Source organism: Amycolatopsis sp. NPDC049691 (assembly GCF_040675005.1).
GTDB lineage: Bacteria > Actinomycetota > Actinomycetes > Mycobacteriales > Pseudonocardiaceae > Amycolatopsis.
This window is the reverse complement of record NZ_JBFANX010000014.1, coordinates 35,359-52,596: the sequence shown is the minus strand read 5'-3', so window position 1 is coordinate 52,596 and position 17,238 is coordinate 35,359. Positions and strand designations below refer to the sequence as shown.

Below are 17,238 nucleotides of genomic sequence, written 5' to 3'. Positions count from 1 at the left end.
GCGTGTCTCTGGCAAACCAGAGCGATCCGGTGGTGATGGAAGATGAAGCACGAAGACGAGCCTCCGAAGATCGCAGCCGTCGAGTGGGTTGCCGACCACATGGAAGCCCACGGCCATTTCCTCGTGCACGGCTCGACGATCGCCGAAGTCGTCAGCCGTGTCCGAGCTGCACTCGATGCCCGCCCAATCACGGGATCCCAGGACCTGCGTCTGCGAATCCTGCACGCCGGCTGGTGGCGGACGGAGACGTGTGACTGCCGTCGCTCACTGGCGTGTTCGAACCACCCCAGGTGGCACTACCGCCCAGCCAAGGCCACTGACCGCAAAGCCTGGCGGGGTGCCGAAGTCCGGCTCGTACTCGCTGTGAATCAACCGGTGGCGGCGATGACGTGACTCGCGTGTCCGAACTCGACACCGGCCACCGGAGGAAACCCGTGTACGAATACTCCGACGACGAACTCGACCAGGCCGCGACGTCCGCGGCCCAGCGATTCGACCTCGACATCCCACACGCCCGCGAACTGGTCGACATCGTCGCAACCGCGCTCACCGAAGGCGGCGACGCGATCGACGACGCCGCCTGGGACGTCCAGGACAACGACCCGGGCGTCGCGGGGGAGGACTTCGTCGACGACGTCGCGAACAACCTCGGCTACGACCTCCCTTGACCATGGACCCGGTCTGCGACGACGGCGCTGACCACTACGTCGTCCTGCAACGCAAGGGCCAGCTGTTCCCCGCGGTCTACGCCACGGCTCATCGGCTCTGCCGGTTGCCCGTGTGGCGGGGACGTAACGCCGCTGATCCGTCGCAACTGCTCGACACCCTGGAGGACTGCGCCATGCAGGCCGCGTTCTTCTGCGGCGGGGAGATCAACGCGTCGCTGGAGGGGCTGTTGACCGCCGCGGGAGCCCTCGTCGACACGGTTCGTGCGATCCAGGCGTCCAGCCGGCCGGGGTTCGGCGGCAAGGTCGACGAGCGGCTCCGGCCTGACGACGAGGCCGGACGTCGGCGGTTGGAACAGGCGATCACCGCGTTCGTCGAAGCGTCTCGCTCGGACCTGCGCATCGACGGCAGCTGGCTGCCCGTGCATCCGGCGAGCTGACGGCTTACACGCTGCGGCGGGTCGGTGGCGTGTCGACCAGATTCACCTTCTTGGTGATGCGGACCGGCGCGTCGGCCGGCCCGCGCCAGTGTCCTGCGACCGGTGTCAACCGGCGCAGCGCTCGCCCCGGGCCGTAGGCCTGGCGACGGATGAACGGGGCGACCGGGAACCGCACACTCACCGTTCGTCCCGACGGACCACCGCGCTGGCTTGATCGCGAAGAGGTCTTGCGGCTCACCGAGACCACCCTGACTGGTGCAGCGCTGTAGCCTGCCCGTTCGGCGCGGACGCGCTGTGTCCGGGGGAGGTGCTCTTCGGTGGTTTCTGTCAACGTGTTCGGCGTGCAGAAGATCCATCCGGCGTGGACGGTCTGCAGCCAGCCGATCGTCGTCTCGGCGGCGGCGATCTGATCGGGCTGGATCGCCCGGCCATCCGGGTCGGGCGCCAACGAGGCTGACCTCGCACCCCAAGGCATGTAGATCTCGTTGTCCCAGGTGAGCTCGGCGTTTTGCTGATGGGCCGTCAGCTCGGCCTCGGCGGCGGTCGCTCCCATCGACCGGGCCAGCCGCTTGATCGCCGCGAAGTCGGTGACGCTCCAGAACGTCACCCAGAGCCCGCCGGTGTCCGAGGTGAGCAGCTCGGTCCCGCCCCACGACACGGCGACGATGTCGATCCGCTTGCCGTCCTCGCGGACGTACTCGGCCAGCGGCTCGGCGAACAGCATGAATCCCGTCGGAGCCGGGATGTCCTGCGGCTGGATATCCCAGTGGTCTTTCAGGCTCGGTGCGGCTTGGCGGACCAGGCGGGTGATGTCGGCGGTCACGTAAAACAGCTGTGCCTGGCTGAGTCGCTGGTGCTCGTCGTCGAGCAGGAGCCGCGCGCCGAGGTCCGGTCTCACCACGGGACGTAGCGTCCCGCGTTGGCGGCGCAGCGCCTCTGCCGTGAGCAGGTGGGCGGGTGGCGTCAGCAGGTAGTTGGCCAGGTGCTCGCGCAGGGCAGGCAGTTGCCGTGGTGGTGGGGGCGACCAGCTGGGTGGCTTCGGGACGGCCATCGGTCCGCAGCTCCTCTCAAACATTGTGTACTCAGTTCTCTTGGTTTACGGTAAGCAAACTTCGAGTACTAAGTCAACGATGATTGAGGGGGCAAGATGAACGACCACAGGCACCGTTCCGGCAAGGCGTCAGCAGGTAACCCGATCAGCGCCGAGGCTCATGCCCTGACCCTTGCTGTCGAGGTCGCTTCCGCCTGGCACCGGGGTGGTGGCTCTGACCGGCCAGAGGTTCCGCTGGGAATCGTGGCGACCATCGCGGCCGCCGGCTTGCTCGTCGGTCGCGCAGACGACGTGGCCACGGGGATGCTCTCGGCCTCGCCGGAAGATTTCGTCGACATCGCCCGCACGGTCTGGGCTGCGACCTCCAGCCGTCGCCCGGACCTGGCACAGTCGGTGTACCCACTACTGGGGTGGCTTTTCGCCGACAACGACCAGGCACTGCGGCAGCGGATCAAGGACGCAGCCGACGCCGCCTTGCGCGCAGGTCAGCTCGAGTTGACCGCCACCGAGCGCCGTTTCGACTGCGACGTCCTCGGTCCGCTGCTCGGCGCGTTGCGGTCTCGGACGGCCACGAAGGTCAACGCGCAGATGTACACCCCCGGCGACATCGCGTGTGCGCTGACCGCGGTCGCACTCGACGACGTCAAGCCCGGACAGTCGTTCTGCGACGTCGCCGTCGGCACCGGCGGGCTCTTCCGCGCAGCCGCGTGCGTCGTCCGCAACCGCGGCCTCGACCCGGCCGACATGTCGTGGTTCGGCGCCGACGTCGACGAACTCGCGATCGCGGCAGCCGCCGTCAATGGCCTGATCTGGGGCCTCGGCCCGAATGTCTTCCTCTACGCCGGAGACATCCTCGCCCGCCCTCATTGGGCAGACGAGGCATGTCGTGCCCGGGCCCGGTTCCTCGAAGAGGTGAACAGGCTGAACAACGGCGTGAAGCTGCTCGACTTCCTCAAGAAGCTCTGACCGGATCCGTGGCCGACGCGCCGCGACGCCGGCTACCGCCATGACCTGCTCATTCCTGCTAACTTCCCGACGTGGAGCACGTTGAGCCGCAGATCACGGATGGCCCGGCCGCGCCAGCCGGCATGACCTACCGCTACGCCGACATGGTGGAGATCGGCACCTGGTTCAACGTCAGCCACCGCGCCGTGGCGAACTGGCGCTCGCGTTACGCGGACTCGCACCCGTTCCCGGAACCGGACGTGATCATCGGCCGGACGCCCGGCTGGTCACCCGATCGCCGAAGCGAGATCGAGCAGTGGGAAGCGGCTCGGCCTGGCCAAGGTGCCGGCGGTGGTCGCCCGCGTAAAGCGGAGTGACCAGCTTCGCCGGTCACTCCAAGGTCGTTTGGAGCACTGGGTGCACTGTCGGTTGTACCCGAGACTTTGCTCTCCTTCGCCACCGCATCCTTCTCGAATAACCCACCGCTGAAAGTGCGCCAGAGCCGATCATGGAATGGACCCGGTGGCCGGTCGCCAGTTGGCTACCGGGCGCAGTATGCGCGGCGAGGACGATCAGACCGGTCGCAGCGGAGGCGGGCAGGGTCTTGTCATACCTAGAACGTAGCTCCAATCTGCCGTAGTTGACAACTCGGTACAGAACCGTCTAGGTTTGTGACAGTTCAGTACACAACCACCCTGAGCTGGTCGGACAGGCTTGGTCCGGGCTTGCGGGACCGCGAAGGCGGCTTGGTGGTCGAACTCATGACGTTCAGGGCGTAGCACGCAGCTCGGCGCAAGAACGAGCCAGCCGATGAAGGCTGCTTCAGAAACAATTCTTCGGAGGAACTCATGACCGCGGTCAGCACGGACAACACCGCACCGGAACACACGAATCCCGTGATTGCTGCTGACGAGACGTTCGACGGCACGTGGCCGTATCCCGCCCGTTTCACCGAGGCTGCCGGCTTCCGTCAGCATTATGTCGACGAGGGCCCCGAGCGGCCCGGTCAGACGATCGTCATGCTGCACGGTGAGCCCACGTGGGGCTACGAGTGGCGCCACCTGATCGGGCCGCTGTCACGTCACCATCGGGTGGTCGTTCCCGACCACATGGGCTTCGGCAAGAGCGAGACGCCCCAGGATCGCACGTACGACGCGAGCGAACACATCCTGAATCTCGAATCGTTGCTCGTCGACACCCTCGACCTCACCGACATCACCCTGGTGGTCCGCGACTGGGGCGGCCCCATCGGCACCGGGTTCGCGGTGCGTAATCCCAGCCGGATCTCCCGGATCTTCGCGGTGAACACCGTGCTGCCTCTCGCCGAGGGCATCGACGATCTGATGAAGGCCAACGGCGCCGAGAGCCGGTGGTTCCAGTGGGCCCGGTCGGCGCTCGCGGACGGTTCGTTCGAGCAGATCCTCGGACACGCGAGTCACACCATCGCCCACCTGATGATCGACCTCCAACATGTTGCCCGACCGGAGATCGCCACGCCGACCTGGATCCGCGCGTACTCCAGCCCCTTCCCGACCCCAGCGCAGTCCCGCGGTGTCATCGCGTTCCCCCGGCAGGTCCTGGAGGGCCCGCAGGGTCCGCCGCCCGGCCCGCCGCCCATGGAAGCCGTCGCCGCGCTGCGAGGCCTGCCCGCGATGCTGGCGGTCGGGATGCGCGACACCGCACTGCTGCCCAAGAACGTGATCCCGGCGTTCAAGCTCAGCTACCCCGACGCACCCGTGGTCGAGATCCCGGGCGCCGGCCACTTCCCGACCGAGGACGCTCCCGAGACGCTGCTGGCACTGCTCGAACTGTTCCTGCAGACGTCCGCACGCACCTGAAGGCCGAACGGCCGGCTCCGCAGGTGTGTGAGTGGCCGGCAACGCCACCGATCCGGCCGCCCAAGCCGGGGCTCCGCAGCGGCCGGCGCACTGGCCGCCGCCGACATCAACAAGATGCTGGTTGCCGCGACACCGATTCGGCGAGGAAGCCGACCTGTTTTTCCCATCTGGAAACCGCTCAGTTTCCACAGCCGACCCACCCCAACCACATGAAGGACACGACAATGACGGGGCGCAATCCCGTGGACAAGAACACGACATCGCGACAGCGGGCCCTGGTGGTCGGCCTCGGGATCAGCGGGATCGCCTCCGCGCTGCGACTGCATCGCGCGGGCTGGGACGTGGTGGTGCTGGAGAAGGCACCCGAGCGTCGCCGCGGCGGATACTTCATCGCCCTGTTCGGGACCGGGCTCGCCGCCGCCGAACGGCTGGGCTTCGCCGATGCGGTGCCGAATCGCTTCGCTCCGGAAAGCGTGAGCTACGACGTCGACCGCACGGGCCGGCGCCGCCGGGGTGTGGGCTACGCCGATGTGTTCGGCGGGTCTCGAATGGTGGTGCGGGGCGACATCGAAGACGCGGCCTTCACCGCGCTGCCCGACGAGGTCGAGATCCGGTACTCGACCGTGCCGATCGCGCTGGACCAGGACCTCGACGGGGTGGACGTCGAGATCCGCGACCTGACGACGGAGACGACGACCGTCGAACGGTTCGACCTGGTGGTCGGGGCAGACGGACTGCGCTCGACGGTGCGCCGGCTTGCGTTCGAGCCCGCGCAGAGCCCGATCCGTCGGCTGAACTACATGATCGCCGTGTACAGACTGCCCGAGCCGGTACCCGGCTACCGCCCACAGGACGGGCTGAGCCTGACCGAGGCAGGCCGATCGGTGTGGGTGTTCCCGTTCGCCGACCGTACGCCGTCGGTGCTGTTCTCCTACCGCACCGACGACGTGGACGCCGAGTTCACCCGGCCGGCCATCGACTCGCTGCGCGCCGCCTACGGCCCTGAGCCCACCGGCTCCACGCTCGGCTGGCTGCTCGACCAGTTCGAGAAGGCCCCGGACCACCTGTTCGACTCCGCCGAGCAGGTGCACCTCGACCACTGGCACCGCGGCCGAGTCGTGCTCGTCGGCGACGCCGCGTGGTGCCTGACCGTCTACTCCGCCATGGGGGCATCCACCGGCCTGGCCGGGGCGGATCTGCTCGGCACCATGCTGGAACGCCACCCGCACGACGTGCCACGAGCACTGCAGGACTGGGAGGACCACCTGCGCCCGTTCATCGACCACCACCAGGGCAGCGGTGTGAGCCAGCGCAGTTTCTTCACCCCGGGCAACCGCGCCGAGTTGCTGCTTCGGTCCATGATGATCCGCCTCGCCCGGCTGCCGATCGCCGGCCGGCTGCTCGCCAAGACGAGGACCAACAGGGCGCGGATGAAAAGTCTGGACATCGCCGCCGCTGCAGCGTGAGTGGAGTTCCTCGAGGGCCGACTCCGCGACAACGACCCAGTCGAGCAGGAGAAGCACATCAAGTTCTCCACCCTGTTGACCGACGCCGTCACCTTCGACACCACTTTGGACATGATGAACGTGCTGCGCCAGCTCGCCGCCAAGGGCAGGGAGATCAAACCGGAGGATCTGGCCGTGCTGTCGCCGTACCAGACGATGTGGATCAACCGGTTCGGCGTCTACGCCACCGACAAGATCACCATCACCCCGGAGTAGTACGACGCGCACCTGCCCGAGGTCGACCTCACCCTCGACCCGGTGCCCCGACCCGGGCCGGCTCAGTCCTGGCCGCCGCCGGCGTCACCGGGCAGGAACGGGTCGCCGTTGACCAGCGGCGCCCGGCGGACCGCGCCGCGGACCACCTCGGGCAGCGGGTCAGGCCAGTCGTCCGGGCTGTTCAGGAAGTACGCGCCAGCCTCCCCCGTGGCCCTCGTGACGGGCGCCTCCTCCGGGATCGGGCGGGCGGCAGCGCTCGCCCTCGTGAACGCCGGCTTCGCGGTGGCCGGCGACGAGTCGGTCCGCTCCCTGGTCGAGAAGGTGATCGAGCGTGCTCCCGCCCCATGCCGCCGCCGTGACGATGGCGACCTGGCCGTCGAACAGCCTCTGGTTCATGCGGTTCACGCCGCGATCGTCACGGTGACGCAGCCTGCTTCGTCCACAAGGGAACTGCCGACGTGGAGCGTGAACGGACCCGGCTCGTACCGCCAGCTGCCGTCCCAGTGCGCGAAGGCCCGACGCGGAACGTGGATCGTGACGCTCGCGCTCACCCCGCCGTCCAGGCGGACGGTCGCGAACCCGGCGAGCCACCGCTGCGGACGGTCGACAGTGGATCGTTCCCGTGACGCATAGATCTGAACGACGTGCTTGCCGGGACGGTCGCCCGTGTTCGTCACCCGGGCGGTGACGTCGAAGCCCTCCTGGTTCGCGTCCGGTACGGCCTCGACGGTGTCGATGGCCCAGTTCGTGTAGCCCAGCCCGAAGCCGAACGGGTACGCCGGTGTCCGGCCGTGCTTCAGCCAGGCGCGGTATCCGAGGTGAATGCCCTCGTCGTACGCGACGACGCCGTCGTGCGGGGTGACGTCGAGGACCGGAACGTCCGCCTGGGAAACGGGCCAGGTGGTGGGCAGGCGCCCGCCCGGTTCACAGTTGCCGAGTAGGACATCGGCCAGCGCACGGCCGTATTCCTGACCGCCGAACCAGGTGATGAGCACGGCCGCGACGTCCTTTCGCCAGGGCATCTCGACGGGTGCGCCGGAGTTGACCACGACGATGGTGTTCGGGTTGACGGCAGCGACGGCGTGCACGAGTTCGTCCTGTCGGCCGGGCAGCGTCAATGACGTCCGGTCGATGCCCTCGGACTCGACCCGGTCGTTCGTGCCCACGACGACAACAGCGACATCTGCGCCGCGGGCTGCTTCGACGGCCTCGGCGATGAGCTCGTCGGCTCCGTCCGCCGCCGGTTCGATGCCGAACTGGTACGCGACCATTCCCGCGATGTCGGCGGCCTGATCGATGTCGTGCTCGATGCGGAGATCGACGGGCTGACCGGCGCGGGTCGGCACGGGAACGGTCGCGCTCGGCGGGGTGATGACGGACGCGCCCAGCATGTCGCCCACGGCCTGGATGTTCTGGTCGAGGGCGAGTTCCCCGTCCACCCACAGGCGTGACACACCGGCGGTGCCGATCCCGAGTGTTGTCGTACCCGTGACGTCGGGGGTGAAGACGGTGCGGACCTCGAGGCGATCGGCGGCGGACAGGACGTCTTCGCCATCACCGAACCAGAACAGCGCCGTAGCGAACCGATCCTCGCGCCGGAGCTCGGCGCCGTTCGCGAGCAATCGCACCCGGAGGCCGGGTTCGCCGGTTTCGGGGTTGGTGAGGCGCTCGACGGGAATCGGGACGACGCCCTGCTGGACGACCGCGCCGGTGGCGTGGACGACGTCAGCATCGGGAAAGGCCGCCGTGATGCCGTCGAGGGGGCTGATGGTGTGCTCGGGGACGACCGTCGCGCTTCCGCCGCCCTGAGTGCGTGCGTGCGCCGCGTTGTGCCCGATGACCGCGATCCGTGCCACGGCGGCTCGGTCCACCGGGAGCACGCCCGTGTTCTCGGCCAGGACCATGCCCTCGACCGCGGTTTCGTGCGCGAAGGCGATCGGGTCTTCGCCCGAGGGAGTGCTCGGCGCCGGCGTGAATCCGGCGAGCTGCCCCACTCGGGCGGCGAGGCGCAGGATCCGGCTCACCTTGCGATCGATGGCTGCTTCCGGGACCGTGCCCGCGCGCACCGCGGCGACGAGCGCGTCACCCCAGGCGTCTTTCGGGCCGGGCATGGACAGGTCTTGTGACGCGTTGGCGGCTTCGATGGTGCGGACGGCGAGCCAGTCACCCACCACCACGCCGTCGAAGCCCCACTCCGAGCTCAGCGGCGTCTCGAGGAGCTCGTTCTCGGTCATGGTGACGCCGTTGACCTTGTTGTACGACGACATGATCGCCCAGACGCGGGCTTCTGTGACGGCTTTCTCGAACGCGGCCAGATAGAGCTCCCGCAGCGCACGTTCGGACACCCGCGTGTCGGCTGTGAAGCGATCGGTCTCGTAGTCGTTGCCCACGAAGTGTTTCGGCGTTGCCGCTACGCCGCCGGCCTGCATTCCCGCCACGTAGGCAGCGGCGATCTCGGCTGTGAGCAGCGGGTCTTCGCTGAACATCTCGAAGTGGCGGCCGCCGAGCGGCGAGCGGTGCAGGTTCACCGTCGGTCCGAGCACGACGTGCACGCCTTTGCGGCGTGCCTCGTCCGCCAGGACCGCTCCGTAGCGGCGGGCGTTGCCGCGGTCCCAGGAAGCGGCGAGGGAGGTTCCGCTGGGCAGCCCGAGGGAGGGGTCACGCTCGTCCCACAGCGCTCCGCGCACGCCGGCGGGACCGTCGGAGAGGACGAGAGTACCCAGCCCGATCTTCTCCATCGCACGCGTGTGCCAGAAGTCCCGACCGGTGAGCAGCGCGACCTTTTCCTCGAGTGTCAGCGTCGCGATCAGATCGTCGATCCGCGAGAGATCGTCGCCGCTGATCGGCGTGATCTCGGTTTCGGTGGTCATGAAGCGTCCCTTCTGCTCTGATGGATCGGAGCCGGTGAGTGAAAGCGGTGGCTCAACGAACGCCGCGGATGAAGAACAGCATCAGTGCCCCGACGAGCACGAAGCCCATGGCCACCGGGAAGAGCGCGGCGTAGGTGGAGAAGAGCGTCACGATCACGCTGGCGACGGCGACCCCGATGGTCTGGGGGAGCGTCGTCGTGATGTTGATGACTCCGAGGTCCTTGCCGACATCGTCGGCGGAGGGCAGGACCTGGGTGATGAGGATGTAGTCCACCGACAGGTACGAACCGAGGCCCACACCGCCGAGGAACGAATAGACGAGCATGCCGGGCAGGGTCGGCGAGATCATCGGGGCGGCGAAGGCGACGATCAGCAAGCCCGATGCGGCGGCCACCAGTGGCTTGATCCGACGGATCTTGTCGGCGAGGAGGCCGGCCAGCGGGGTGCCGACGACGGTGCCGAGCAGGGCCGCGAGACCGACCTGGGCGACGCTCTCGACGGCGTTCTTTTCGAGGCCGATGTAGTCCTGAAGGATGTAGAAGGTGTACGCCTGCAACGGGAAGTAGCCGACGAACAGCAGGAAGCGCCCCAAGAACGTCCACGCGAAGTTGGGGTGCTTGACGGGATTGACCCAGAAGGTCCGCAGGAAGGTGCGAACGTTCATCGCGGCAGGTTTCGGCTCGTGGACGTTGCTGCGCCGGTTCACCAGGACGAAGACGATCGTGGCGAGCAGGAAGACCACGGCGACAACGGCGTAGCCGATGCCGATGATGCTCGCGAAGGCGGCGCCGACGGCCTGCCCGGCGACCGTGCCCGCGAGCTGACACAGACCGAGCGTCGAGGAGAAGAGGCCGCGGCGGGGCAGGGGCACGCGGTCGGGGATGTGGGCGCTCAGCGGGGTCAGCACGAAGTTGGTGCTGACCTGCATGAGGAACCAGTAGACGGTCAAGAGCGGAATCGAGTGCGCGAACGCGAGCAGGACCGCGAGGACGACCGTGCCGCCGGCTCCCGCCAGCATCCATGGGCCGCGACCGCCCCATCTCGTCCGCGTCCGGTCGGAGAGTACGCCGGCGATCGGGGCGCCGGCCATCGCTCCGATGGACCCGATGCCGACGACGATAGCCAGGTTGCCGGCGGCCCCGGCCGGGTCGATGGCCTGCACCTGGACGGCCAGGAAGATCGACTGTACGGCGCCCCACAGCAGCGTCAGCGCGATGTTCGTGGTGGCGATGGTGGCGAGCAAGCCGCGAAGGTGCAACGCGGCCAAGGTCGGCCCTCGATCCGGCGTGCGGTCGAGTGGGTCGGGAGAAGGCGCGCCGGCGGCGGTGTTGCCGAGTGGAGTGGACATGGCGATGACTTCCTTGTCGTCGTTCGAACGCCCGATTCGCCCGCGCCAGAGGGCCCGGCTAACGAGAGCCGGGTGTCGGGGTTGCAGGCCTCGCCGACATGGATCCGGCGCGAGTGCGACGGTAACACGAAAATCGCCACGTGGCGATTTTCGGCTGGTGTCCCCTGCGCGGGTCGCTTCGGCGGCGTGCGGCTGCCCTACACTCGGGGCGTGAGTGAGACCATGCGGCGCGGCCCGTACGCGAAGGGAGTCCGTCGGCGAGAGGAAATCCTCGACCGCACGCGCAGGATGCTCACCGAACGCGGCGCGTCGAAGATTTCGCTCCGCGCAGTGGCAGAGGATGTCGGCATCTCCCACGGGACCCTGCTGCACTACTTCCCGACGATCGAGGAGCTCATGCTCGAAGTCGTCGCCCTCAACGATCTGTCCAGTGCCGAATGGCTGGCGTCGCACCAGCAGGCCGGCCTCGCGGAGGAGATGATCGAGGGCGCGCGCCACAACGTGTCCACGGCGGGGGTCATCGCGACATACACCGCCATGCTCTCGGTCGCGGTCGAGGAAACGAACGTCGTATCGCGGGCGTTCTTCATCAAGCGGTTCGCGCAGGGGCGCGTGGCCTTGGCCAAGGCGCTCCGTGCCGGCCGGCCCGACCTGACCGACGACCGGCAGGCGGAAGCGCTCGCGAACCTCATCATGGCCGCGTTCGACGGGCTCCAGACGCAGTGGCTCCTCGACCCGGAGGTCGATCTCGCCGGTTCGATGGCGATGCTGAAACCCCTCCTTGGGGATGCGCCCGCCACGTACGCGGCATTCCAGGAACTGACCCTCGATCTCTGGCGGACAATCCGGCAGGAGACGACCACGGCCGGTTGAACCTCGAGATCGGCGCCGAGCTGAACCTGTCGGTGAACGCCGTGAAGACTTACCTGCGCACGGTGATGCACAAGCTCGGCGCCCGGAGCCGGGCGCAGCTCATCGCCAACGCCCGGGGCCAGGCGCTGCTTTCAGAGTGTCCTTTATGGACTACTCGATGGCTGCCGAGGTGTTGGCGCGGCGCAGCACCGTCAGGACTTCTTCGCGCCAGTCCCGGGCCGCGGCCATCCTGATCCCGTGGACGTGGGCCTCGCTCATGTGGTGGGCATGTCCGGCGTATCGCGAGCGCGTGCCGACCTGGCCGATCCAACCAGGTGTGGCCGTCACCGCCAGTCGGGGGCGCCTGGTGCCAGTAGCGTCTCGATCTTCAGCTGGATCTCGCGCATGACGGTCACGATGCGGGTTTCGTGGTCCGCGGTGAGCCGGGACAGCGGGACTGAGCAGCTGATCGCGTCGATGGCGGGGGTGTCGTAGCGCAGGGCGAATCCGAAGCCTGCGATCCCCGGCACGGTTTCCTCGTGTTCGATCGAGTACCCGCGCTCGCGGACCTGCGCCAGGTCGGCCAGCAGCGACGCGCGGTCGGTGTGCGTGTTTTCGGTCAGCGCGGTGAGCGGCTCGGCCAGGCTTGCGAGTTCGGCGTCGGGACGTTCGGCGAGCAGCGCCTTGCCGAGCGCGCCGGCGTGCGCCGGGATCCGGCGGCCCACGCGGCTTATCGTGCGCACGTATTCGTGGGATTCGCGGGTGGCGAGGTAGACGACGTTCGGGCTGTCGAACCGCGCCAGGTGGATCGTCTCGCCGAGCGCGTCCGAGGCCTCGTCCAAGTAGGGGCGGATCACGCGCACGCGCCGATCGGTGTCGAGGTAGCTCGTGCCCGTGAGCAGGGCGCGGATTCCGATCCCGTACAAGGAGCCGGTGACGTCCGTGCGCACCCAGCGGCAGGCCACGAGGGTCTGCAGCAGCTGGTACATGCTGCTGCGCGGCACGCCCAGCTCCGCGGCGAGCTCGTCGAGGCGGGCAGGCCGATCGCCCCGCGCTGCCAGCAGCTCCAGCAGCGCGACGGTCCGCGCCGCGGACTTCACGCCGCGGACTCCCGTGGCCTGGCCTTCGTCACCCTCCGACATGCGCCCATCGTAAGTCCGCACTCGGCGCGCCCATTGACCCCCGGCGTTCACCTGTCTACCCTCCATCTGCATACATAGACAGCATCTGCATATAGGGACGTTGTTCATGGATCTGATCACCGCACACAGCCCCGAAGCCGTCGCCGAGCGGCTGCGCGACGGCATGGCAGGCGGAGTTCTTTCCTTCCCGCTCACCAGCTTCGGGGACAACGGGGACCTCGATCCGGACTCGTACCGCACGTACCTGGGCACGCAGCTCGCCGCGGGGCCGGGGGCGGTGTTCCCGGCCTGCGGGACAGGGGAGTTCGGCGCGCTGGACGAGGACGAGTACCGCTCGGTCGTCACGACCGCGGTCGAGGTGGCGGGCGGCCGGGTGCCGGTGGTCGCGGGCATCGGCTACGGCTGGGCCCAGGCGCGGCGGTTCGCCCGGATCGCGGAGGAGGCAGGGGCGGATGCCCTGCTGGTGCTTCCGCACTACCTGGTCACCGCCCCGCAGGACGGCCTGGTGGAGCAGCTGCGCCGGATCGCCGACGGGACCCGGCTGCCGCTGATCGCCTACCAGCGCGACCAGGTCTCGTTCACCGCCGCCGGCCTGCGCCGGATCGCCGGGATCCCGACCGTCATCGGCCTCAAGGACGGGCGCAGCGACCTTGACCTGCTGCAGCGGCTCACCCTCGCGGCGCCGAGCGGCTTCCTCTTCTTCAACGGCGCGGCCACCGCCGAAATCCAGGCTCGCGCCTACGCCACGGTGGGCGTTCCGGCCTATTCCTCGGCTGTGCACGCTTTCGCGCCGGAGATCGCGCGCGCCTTCTTCACCGCCCTCACCGCGGCGGACGACGATGCCGTCGACCAGCTGCTGCGGGAGTTCTACGTGCCGCTGGTGGAACTGCGCGACCGCGTACCGGGTTACGCCGTCTCACTGGTCAAGGCGGCCGCCCGGCTGCGCGGGCTGCCCGTGGGCCCCGTCCGTGCGCCCTTGACCGACCCCGGGCCGGACGACCTCGCCGACCTCGCGAAGGTCCTCGACACCGGACTCGCCCTCGTCGGAGCCGCGCGCCGGCTCGCCTGAGCTCACCCGCCCGCTCGACCCACAGTTCAAAGGGGAACTGACATGCCACTCGTCGTGGTCGGTATCAGCGTTGTGATCCTGCTCCTGTTGATGACGAAGCTGAAGCTGAACGGCTTCGCCGCCTTGCTCCTCGTCGCCGTCGCCGTCGCGATCGTCCGGGGCATTCCCCTGGCCGACATCCCCGATGTGCTGTCCGACGGCATCGGCGGCCAGATCGGGGACACGATGCTCACCATCGGTCTCGGGGCGATGGTCGGCCGGGTGATGGGCGACTCCGGAGCCGCGCAGCGGATCGCCGGCAAGCTTCTCGCCGCGTTCGGTCCGCGGTGGGTCCAGGTGGCCATGGTCGTCACGTCCATGCTCATCGGCGTGACCATGTTCTACGAGGTCGCCTTCGTCATCATCGTGCCCATCGCGTTCACCCTGGTCCGCGTCACCGGAGCCAAACTGCTCTGGGTGGGGCTGCCGATGTCGATCGCTCTGTCCACCATGCACAGCTTCCTGCCGCCCCACCCCGGCCCGACCGCCGTCGCCGCGACCTTCCACGCCTCGGTCGGACTGACACTGTTCTACGGGCTGTTCATCGCCATCCCGGCCGGTGCGCTCATCGCGTTGGTGTGGCCTCGGCTGCCGTTCGTCAAGCGAATGGATCCCGCCGTCCCCGTCGGCTTGGTCGGCGAGCGCGAGTTCACCGACGAAGAAATGCCCGGGCTCGGCTGGTCCCTGGGCGTCGCGCTGTTCCCCGTGGTGCTGATCGCCGGCGCCGCGGTGGCCGAACTGGCCGTTTCCAGTGACAGCCACTTCATGCACTTGATCGCCTTCATCGGCTCGGCCCCGATCGCGTTGCTGCTCACCCTGCTGCTGGCGATCTGGGTGTTCGGCCCGCGAATCGGCCGGAGCCTGGAAGAAGTCGGCAGCTCCTGCGCCTCGGCGGCCAAGGCGATGGCGATGATCCTGCTGGTCATCGGAGCCGGCGGCGCCTTCAAGAACGTCCTCGTCGAAGGCGGGATCTCCGTCTACATCAAGGACCTCACGCACAGCTGGCCGATTTCGCCCCTCATCCTGGCGTGGCTCATCGCGGTCATCCTGCGCGTCGCGCTCGGCTCCGCCACCGTCGCCGTCGTCACCGCCTCCGGCGTCGTGCTGCCGCTGGTGGCGGGCAGCGGGATCCACCCCGAGATGATGGTGCTGGCCGTCTCCTGCGGTTCGATCGCCTTCTCCCACGTCAACGACCCGGGCTTCTGGCTGTTCAAGGAGTACTTCAACCTCTCGGTCGTCGAAGCGATCAAGGTCCGGACCAGCTACACCACGGTCCTTGCGATCCTCGGCCTCGGCGGCGTCCTCGCCGTCGAGGGCATCTTGGGTGCCCTCAACATCTGATTACCCCGTCACAGAAAGACATCCATGAGCGTCAAGCAGCCGATCGTCACCGCGTTCTCCGTCTACCCGGTCGCCGGCCGGGACTGCATGGAGCTGAACCTCTCCGGCGCCCACGGCCCCTACTTCACCCGCAACATCGTCGTCCTCGAGGACTCCGAGGGACGCACGGGCCTGGGCGAGGTGCCAGGTGGGGAAAAGATCACCCAAACCCTGCGTGACGCCGAATCGCTCGTCCTCGGCGCGAAAGTGGGCGACTACAAGCGCGTCCTCCGCGAGATCGGCGACCGGTTCGCCGACCGCGACACCACGGGCCGCGGCGCCCAGACCTTCGACCTGCGCACCACCGTCCACGCGGTGACCGCAGTCGAGGCGGCGATGCTCGACCTGCTGGGGCAACACCTCGAGGTGCCGGTCGCGGCGCTGCTCGGCGACGGACAGCAGCGCGACTCCGTCCGAGTCCTCGGCTACCTGTTCTACGTCGGCGACCCCGACCGCACCGACCTCGACTACACCCGCGAACCGGATTCGGCCACCGACTGGTACCGGATCCGCCACGAGGAAGCCCTGACACCCGAGGCGATCGTCCGCCAGGCCGAGGCCACCTACGACCTGTACGGTTTCCGCGACTTCAAGCTCAAAGGCGGCGTCCTGGCCGGCGCGGAAGAGGTCGACGCGATCCTCGCCCTCAAAGAACGCTTCCCCGACGCCCGGATCACGCTCGACCCGAACGGTGCCTGGTCCCTGCGCGAAGCGATCGAGCTCTGCCGGCCCCTGGTCGGCACCCTCGCCTACGCCGAAGACCCGTGCGGCGCCGAGGACGGCTACTCCGGACGCGAAGTCCTCGCCGAGTTCCGCCGCGCGACCGGTCTGCCCACCGCGACCAACATGATCGCCACCGACTGGCGGCAGCTGACCCACGCCCTGGCCCTGAACTCGATCTCCATCCCTCTGGCCGACCCGCACTTCTGGACCATGCAAGGGTCGGTGCGCGTGGCTCAGCTGTGCCACGCGATGGGCCTGACCTGGGGGTGTCACTCCAACAACCACTTCGACATCTCCCTGGCCATGGTCACCCACTGCGGCGCCGCCGCCCCGGGTGAGTACAACGCCCTGGACACGCACTGGATCTGGCAGGAAGGCCTGGAACGGCTCACCGTGGCCCCACCCCGCATCGCCGACGGCGAAATCGCGATCCCCAGCGCTCCCGGCCTCGGCGTCCAGCTCGATCGGGACCGGCTCCTCGCCGCCCACGAGCTGTACCGGCAAAAGGCGCTGGGCGCCCGGGATGACGCGATCGGGATGCGCTACCTGGTGCCCGGCTGGGAGTTCGACAGCAAACGTCCCTGCCTCGTGCGGTAGCCGCGTCGCCGACTACCGTGCCTGGGCCGAGAGGCCCCGAGGCTAGCGATACTCGGGTGTCCACCGGGCCTTCCGGACCAGATCGGCGAGCTCGGTGTCGGACCGGTTCGGGGCGACACCGTCCTTGACCGCCTGGACGGCGACCGCGGTGGCGATGCGCGTGGCGATCTCGGGGGGAGATCTTCCCAGGCAGGCAGGAGAGGTTCGTCCGGGGCGGACAGTGCGGGGGGAGACCTCGCCCAGCGGTCGGTCGATGCCATCAGCCCCGGTGACATCACCCCCAAATCATGCGAGCGACTGGGGGTGTTCGTCATGCCGGGCCTGGTGACCACCGCTCCTTGATCAGCGTTTCGGGCATCACGGCTTTCGACTCTCCATTGTCGGGAGTTCGGGTGCCGGGTGATCCGGGCGCGTCAGCCTTGGCTATCCGGACGGCTCGCAGCATCTCAGCGTGACGCTGCTGCCATCGCTGATCCGGAATCCCGCCGCACACCTCGATCCACACCTCACCACCCCCAGGTGGAAGGCACCTTTCCCGCTACGGCGACAGAGAGGCGG

At 68.4% G+C, this 17,238-nt stretch carries 17 protein-coding genes; 12 read left to right on the top strand and 5 right to left on the bottom strand.

Annotation, left to right across the window (positions count from 1 at the left end):
- Positions 1-42 precede the first annotated feature (42 nt).
- Genes AB0J40_RS28905 through AB0J40_RS28895 form a run of 3 tightly spaced genes read left to right on the top strand, consistent with a single transcriptional unit; the run spans position 43 to position 1,105 of the window.
- Positions 43-393, top strand: a complete 351-nt coding sequence (locus tag AB0J40_RS28905; RefSeq protein WP_364458680.1) for a hypothetical protein — start codon at positions 43-45, stop codon at positions 391-393.
- A 5-nt stretch (positions 394-398) separates the two neighbouring features.
- Positions 399-668, top strand: coding sequence for a hypothetical protein (locus AB0J40_RS28900; protein ID WP_364458677.1), 270 nt, complete (start codon positions 399-401; stop codon positions 666-668).
- Between the two features lie 2 nt (positions 669-670).
- On the top strand, positions 671-1,105 hold the full coding sequence (locus tag AB0J40_RS28895) for a hypothetical protein (protein WP_364459226.1): 435 nt from the start codon (positions 671-673) through the stop codon (positions 1,103-1,105).
- A gap of 4 nt (positions 1,106-1,109) precedes the next feature.
- Here the strand turns inward: AB0J40_RS28895 and AB0J40_RS28890 are convergent, their stop codons facing one another.
- Positions 1,110-2,156: a hypothetical protein gene (locus tag AB0J40_RS28890; RefSeq protein WP_364458674.1), complete on the bottom strand. Its 1,047-nt coding sequence runs from the start codon at positions 2,154-2,156 to the stop codon at positions 1,110-1,112.
- Positions 2,157-2,252: 96 nt separating this feature from the next.
- On the opposite strand from AB0J40_RS28890, the gene AB0J40_RS28885 reads away from it, so the two are divergent.
- The 5 genes from AB0J40_RS28885 (at position 2,253) to AB0J40_RS28865 (ending at position 6,660) form a co-directional block, all read left to right on the top strand.
- Complete coding sequence (locus AB0J40_RS28885; RefSeq protein ID WP_364458672.1) at positions 2,253-3,122, top strand: N-6 DNA methylase; 870 nt, start codon at positions 2,253-2,255, stop codon at positions 3,120-3,122.
- Positions 3,123-3,193: 71 nt separating this feature from the next.
- A complete protein-coding gene (locus AB0J40_RS28880; RefSeq protein WP_364458669.1) occupies positions 3,194-3,478 on the top strand; it encodes a hypothetical protein in 285 nt (94 codons plus the stop codon).
- Positions 3,479-3,949: 471 nt separating this feature from the next.
- Complete coding sequence (locus AB0J40_RS28875; RefSeq protein ID WP_364458666.1) at positions 3,950-4,939, top strand: alpha/beta fold hydrolase; 990 nt, start codon at positions 3,950-3,952, stop codon at positions 4,937-4,939.
- A gap of 23 nt (positions 4,940-4,962) precedes the next feature.
- A complete protein-coding gene (locus AB0J40_RS28870) occupies positions 4,963-6,405 on the top strand; it encodes an FAD-dependent monooxygenase (RefSeq protein ID WP_364458663.1) in 1,443 nt (480 codons plus the stop codon).
- Positions 6,406-6,660 carry a Tn3 family transposase gene (locus tag AB0J40_RS28865; RefSeq protein WP_364458661.1) on the top strand — a complete coding sequence of 85 codons (255 nt, stop codon included), beginning with the start codon at positions 6,406-6,408 and terminating at the stop codon, positions 6,658-6,660.
- 159 nt (positions 6,661-6,819) lie between these two features.
- Here the strand turns inward: AB0J40_RS28865 and AB0J40_RS28860 are convergent, their stop codons facing one another.
- From AB0J40_RS28860 to AB0J40_RS28850, 3 genes are read right to left on the bottom strand one after another with little or no spacing between them, the layout of a single operon-like run.
- Positions 6,820-7,065, bottom strand: a complete 246-nt coding sequence (locus tag AB0J40_RS28860; protein WP_364458659.1) for a hypothetical protein — start codon at positions 7,063-7,065, stop codon at positions 6,820-6,822.
- Positions 7,062-9,530 (bottom strand): glycoside hydrolase family 3 C-terminal domain-containing protein, encoded by a 2,469-nt coding sequence (locus tag AB0J40_RS28855; protein ID WP_364458657.1) that lies wholly within the window; start codon positions 9,528-9,530, stop codon positions 7,062-7,064. The genes AB0J40_RS28860 and AB0J40_RS28855 overlap by 4 nt, the downstream gene beginning before the upstream one ends.
- 52 nt (positions 9,531-9,582) lie before the next feature.
- Positions 9,583-10,878, bottom strand: a complete 1,296-nt coding sequence (locus AB0J40_RS28850; RefSeq protein ID WP_364458654.1) for an MFS transporter — start codon at positions 10,876-10,878, stop codon at positions 9,583-9,585.
- Positions 10,879-11,088: 210 nt separating this feature from the next.
- Between AB0J40_RS28850 and AB0J40_RS28845 the strand changes: the two genes are divergently transcribed.
- Positions 11,089-11,751, top strand: coding sequence for a TetR/AcrR family transcriptional regulator (locus AB0J40_RS28845; RefSeq protein WP_364458651.1), 663 nt, complete (start codon positions 11,089-11,091; stop codon positions 11,749-11,751).
- A 323-nt stretch (positions 11,752-12,074) separates the two neighbouring features.
- On the opposite strand, the gene AB0J40_RS28840 is transcribed toward AB0J40_RS28845, so the two are convergent.
- Positions 12,075-12,872: an IclR family transcriptional regulator gene (locus tag AB0J40_RS28840; protein WP_364458648.1), complete on the bottom strand. Its 798-nt coding sequence runs from the start codon at positions 12,870-12,872 to the stop codon at positions 12,075-12,077.
- A gap of 106 nt (positions 12,873-12,978) precedes the next feature.
- Between AB0J40_RS28840 and AB0J40_RS28835 the strand changes: the two genes are divergently transcribed.
- The 3 genes from AB0J40_RS28835 to AB0J40_RS28825 are packed head-to-tail and all read left to right on the top strand — an operon-like array spanning position 12,979 to position 16,680.
- On the top strand, positions 12,979-13,941 hold the full coding sequence (locus AB0J40_RS28835; RefSeq protein ID WP_364458645.1) for a 5-dehydro-4-deoxyglucarate dehydratase: 963 nt from the start codon (positions 12,979-12,981) through the stop codon (positions 13,939-13,941).
- 42 nt (positions 13,942-13,983) lie between these two features.
- Entirely contained in the window at positions 13,984-15,321 is a 1,338-nt protein-coding gene (locus tag AB0J40_RS28830) for a gluconate:H+ symporter (RefSeq protein ID WP_364458642.1), read from the top strand.
- A gap of 24 nt (positions 15,322-15,345) precedes the next feature.
- The gene (locus AB0J40_RS28825; RefSeq protein ID WP_364458639.1) at positions 15,346-16,680 is read left to right on the top strand and encodes an enolase C-terminal domain-like protein; all 1,335 of its coding nucleotides are present in this window, start codon (positions 15,346-15,348) and stop codon (positions 16,678-16,680) included.
- The last annotated feature ends 558 nt before the right edge of the window (positions 16,681-17,238 follow it).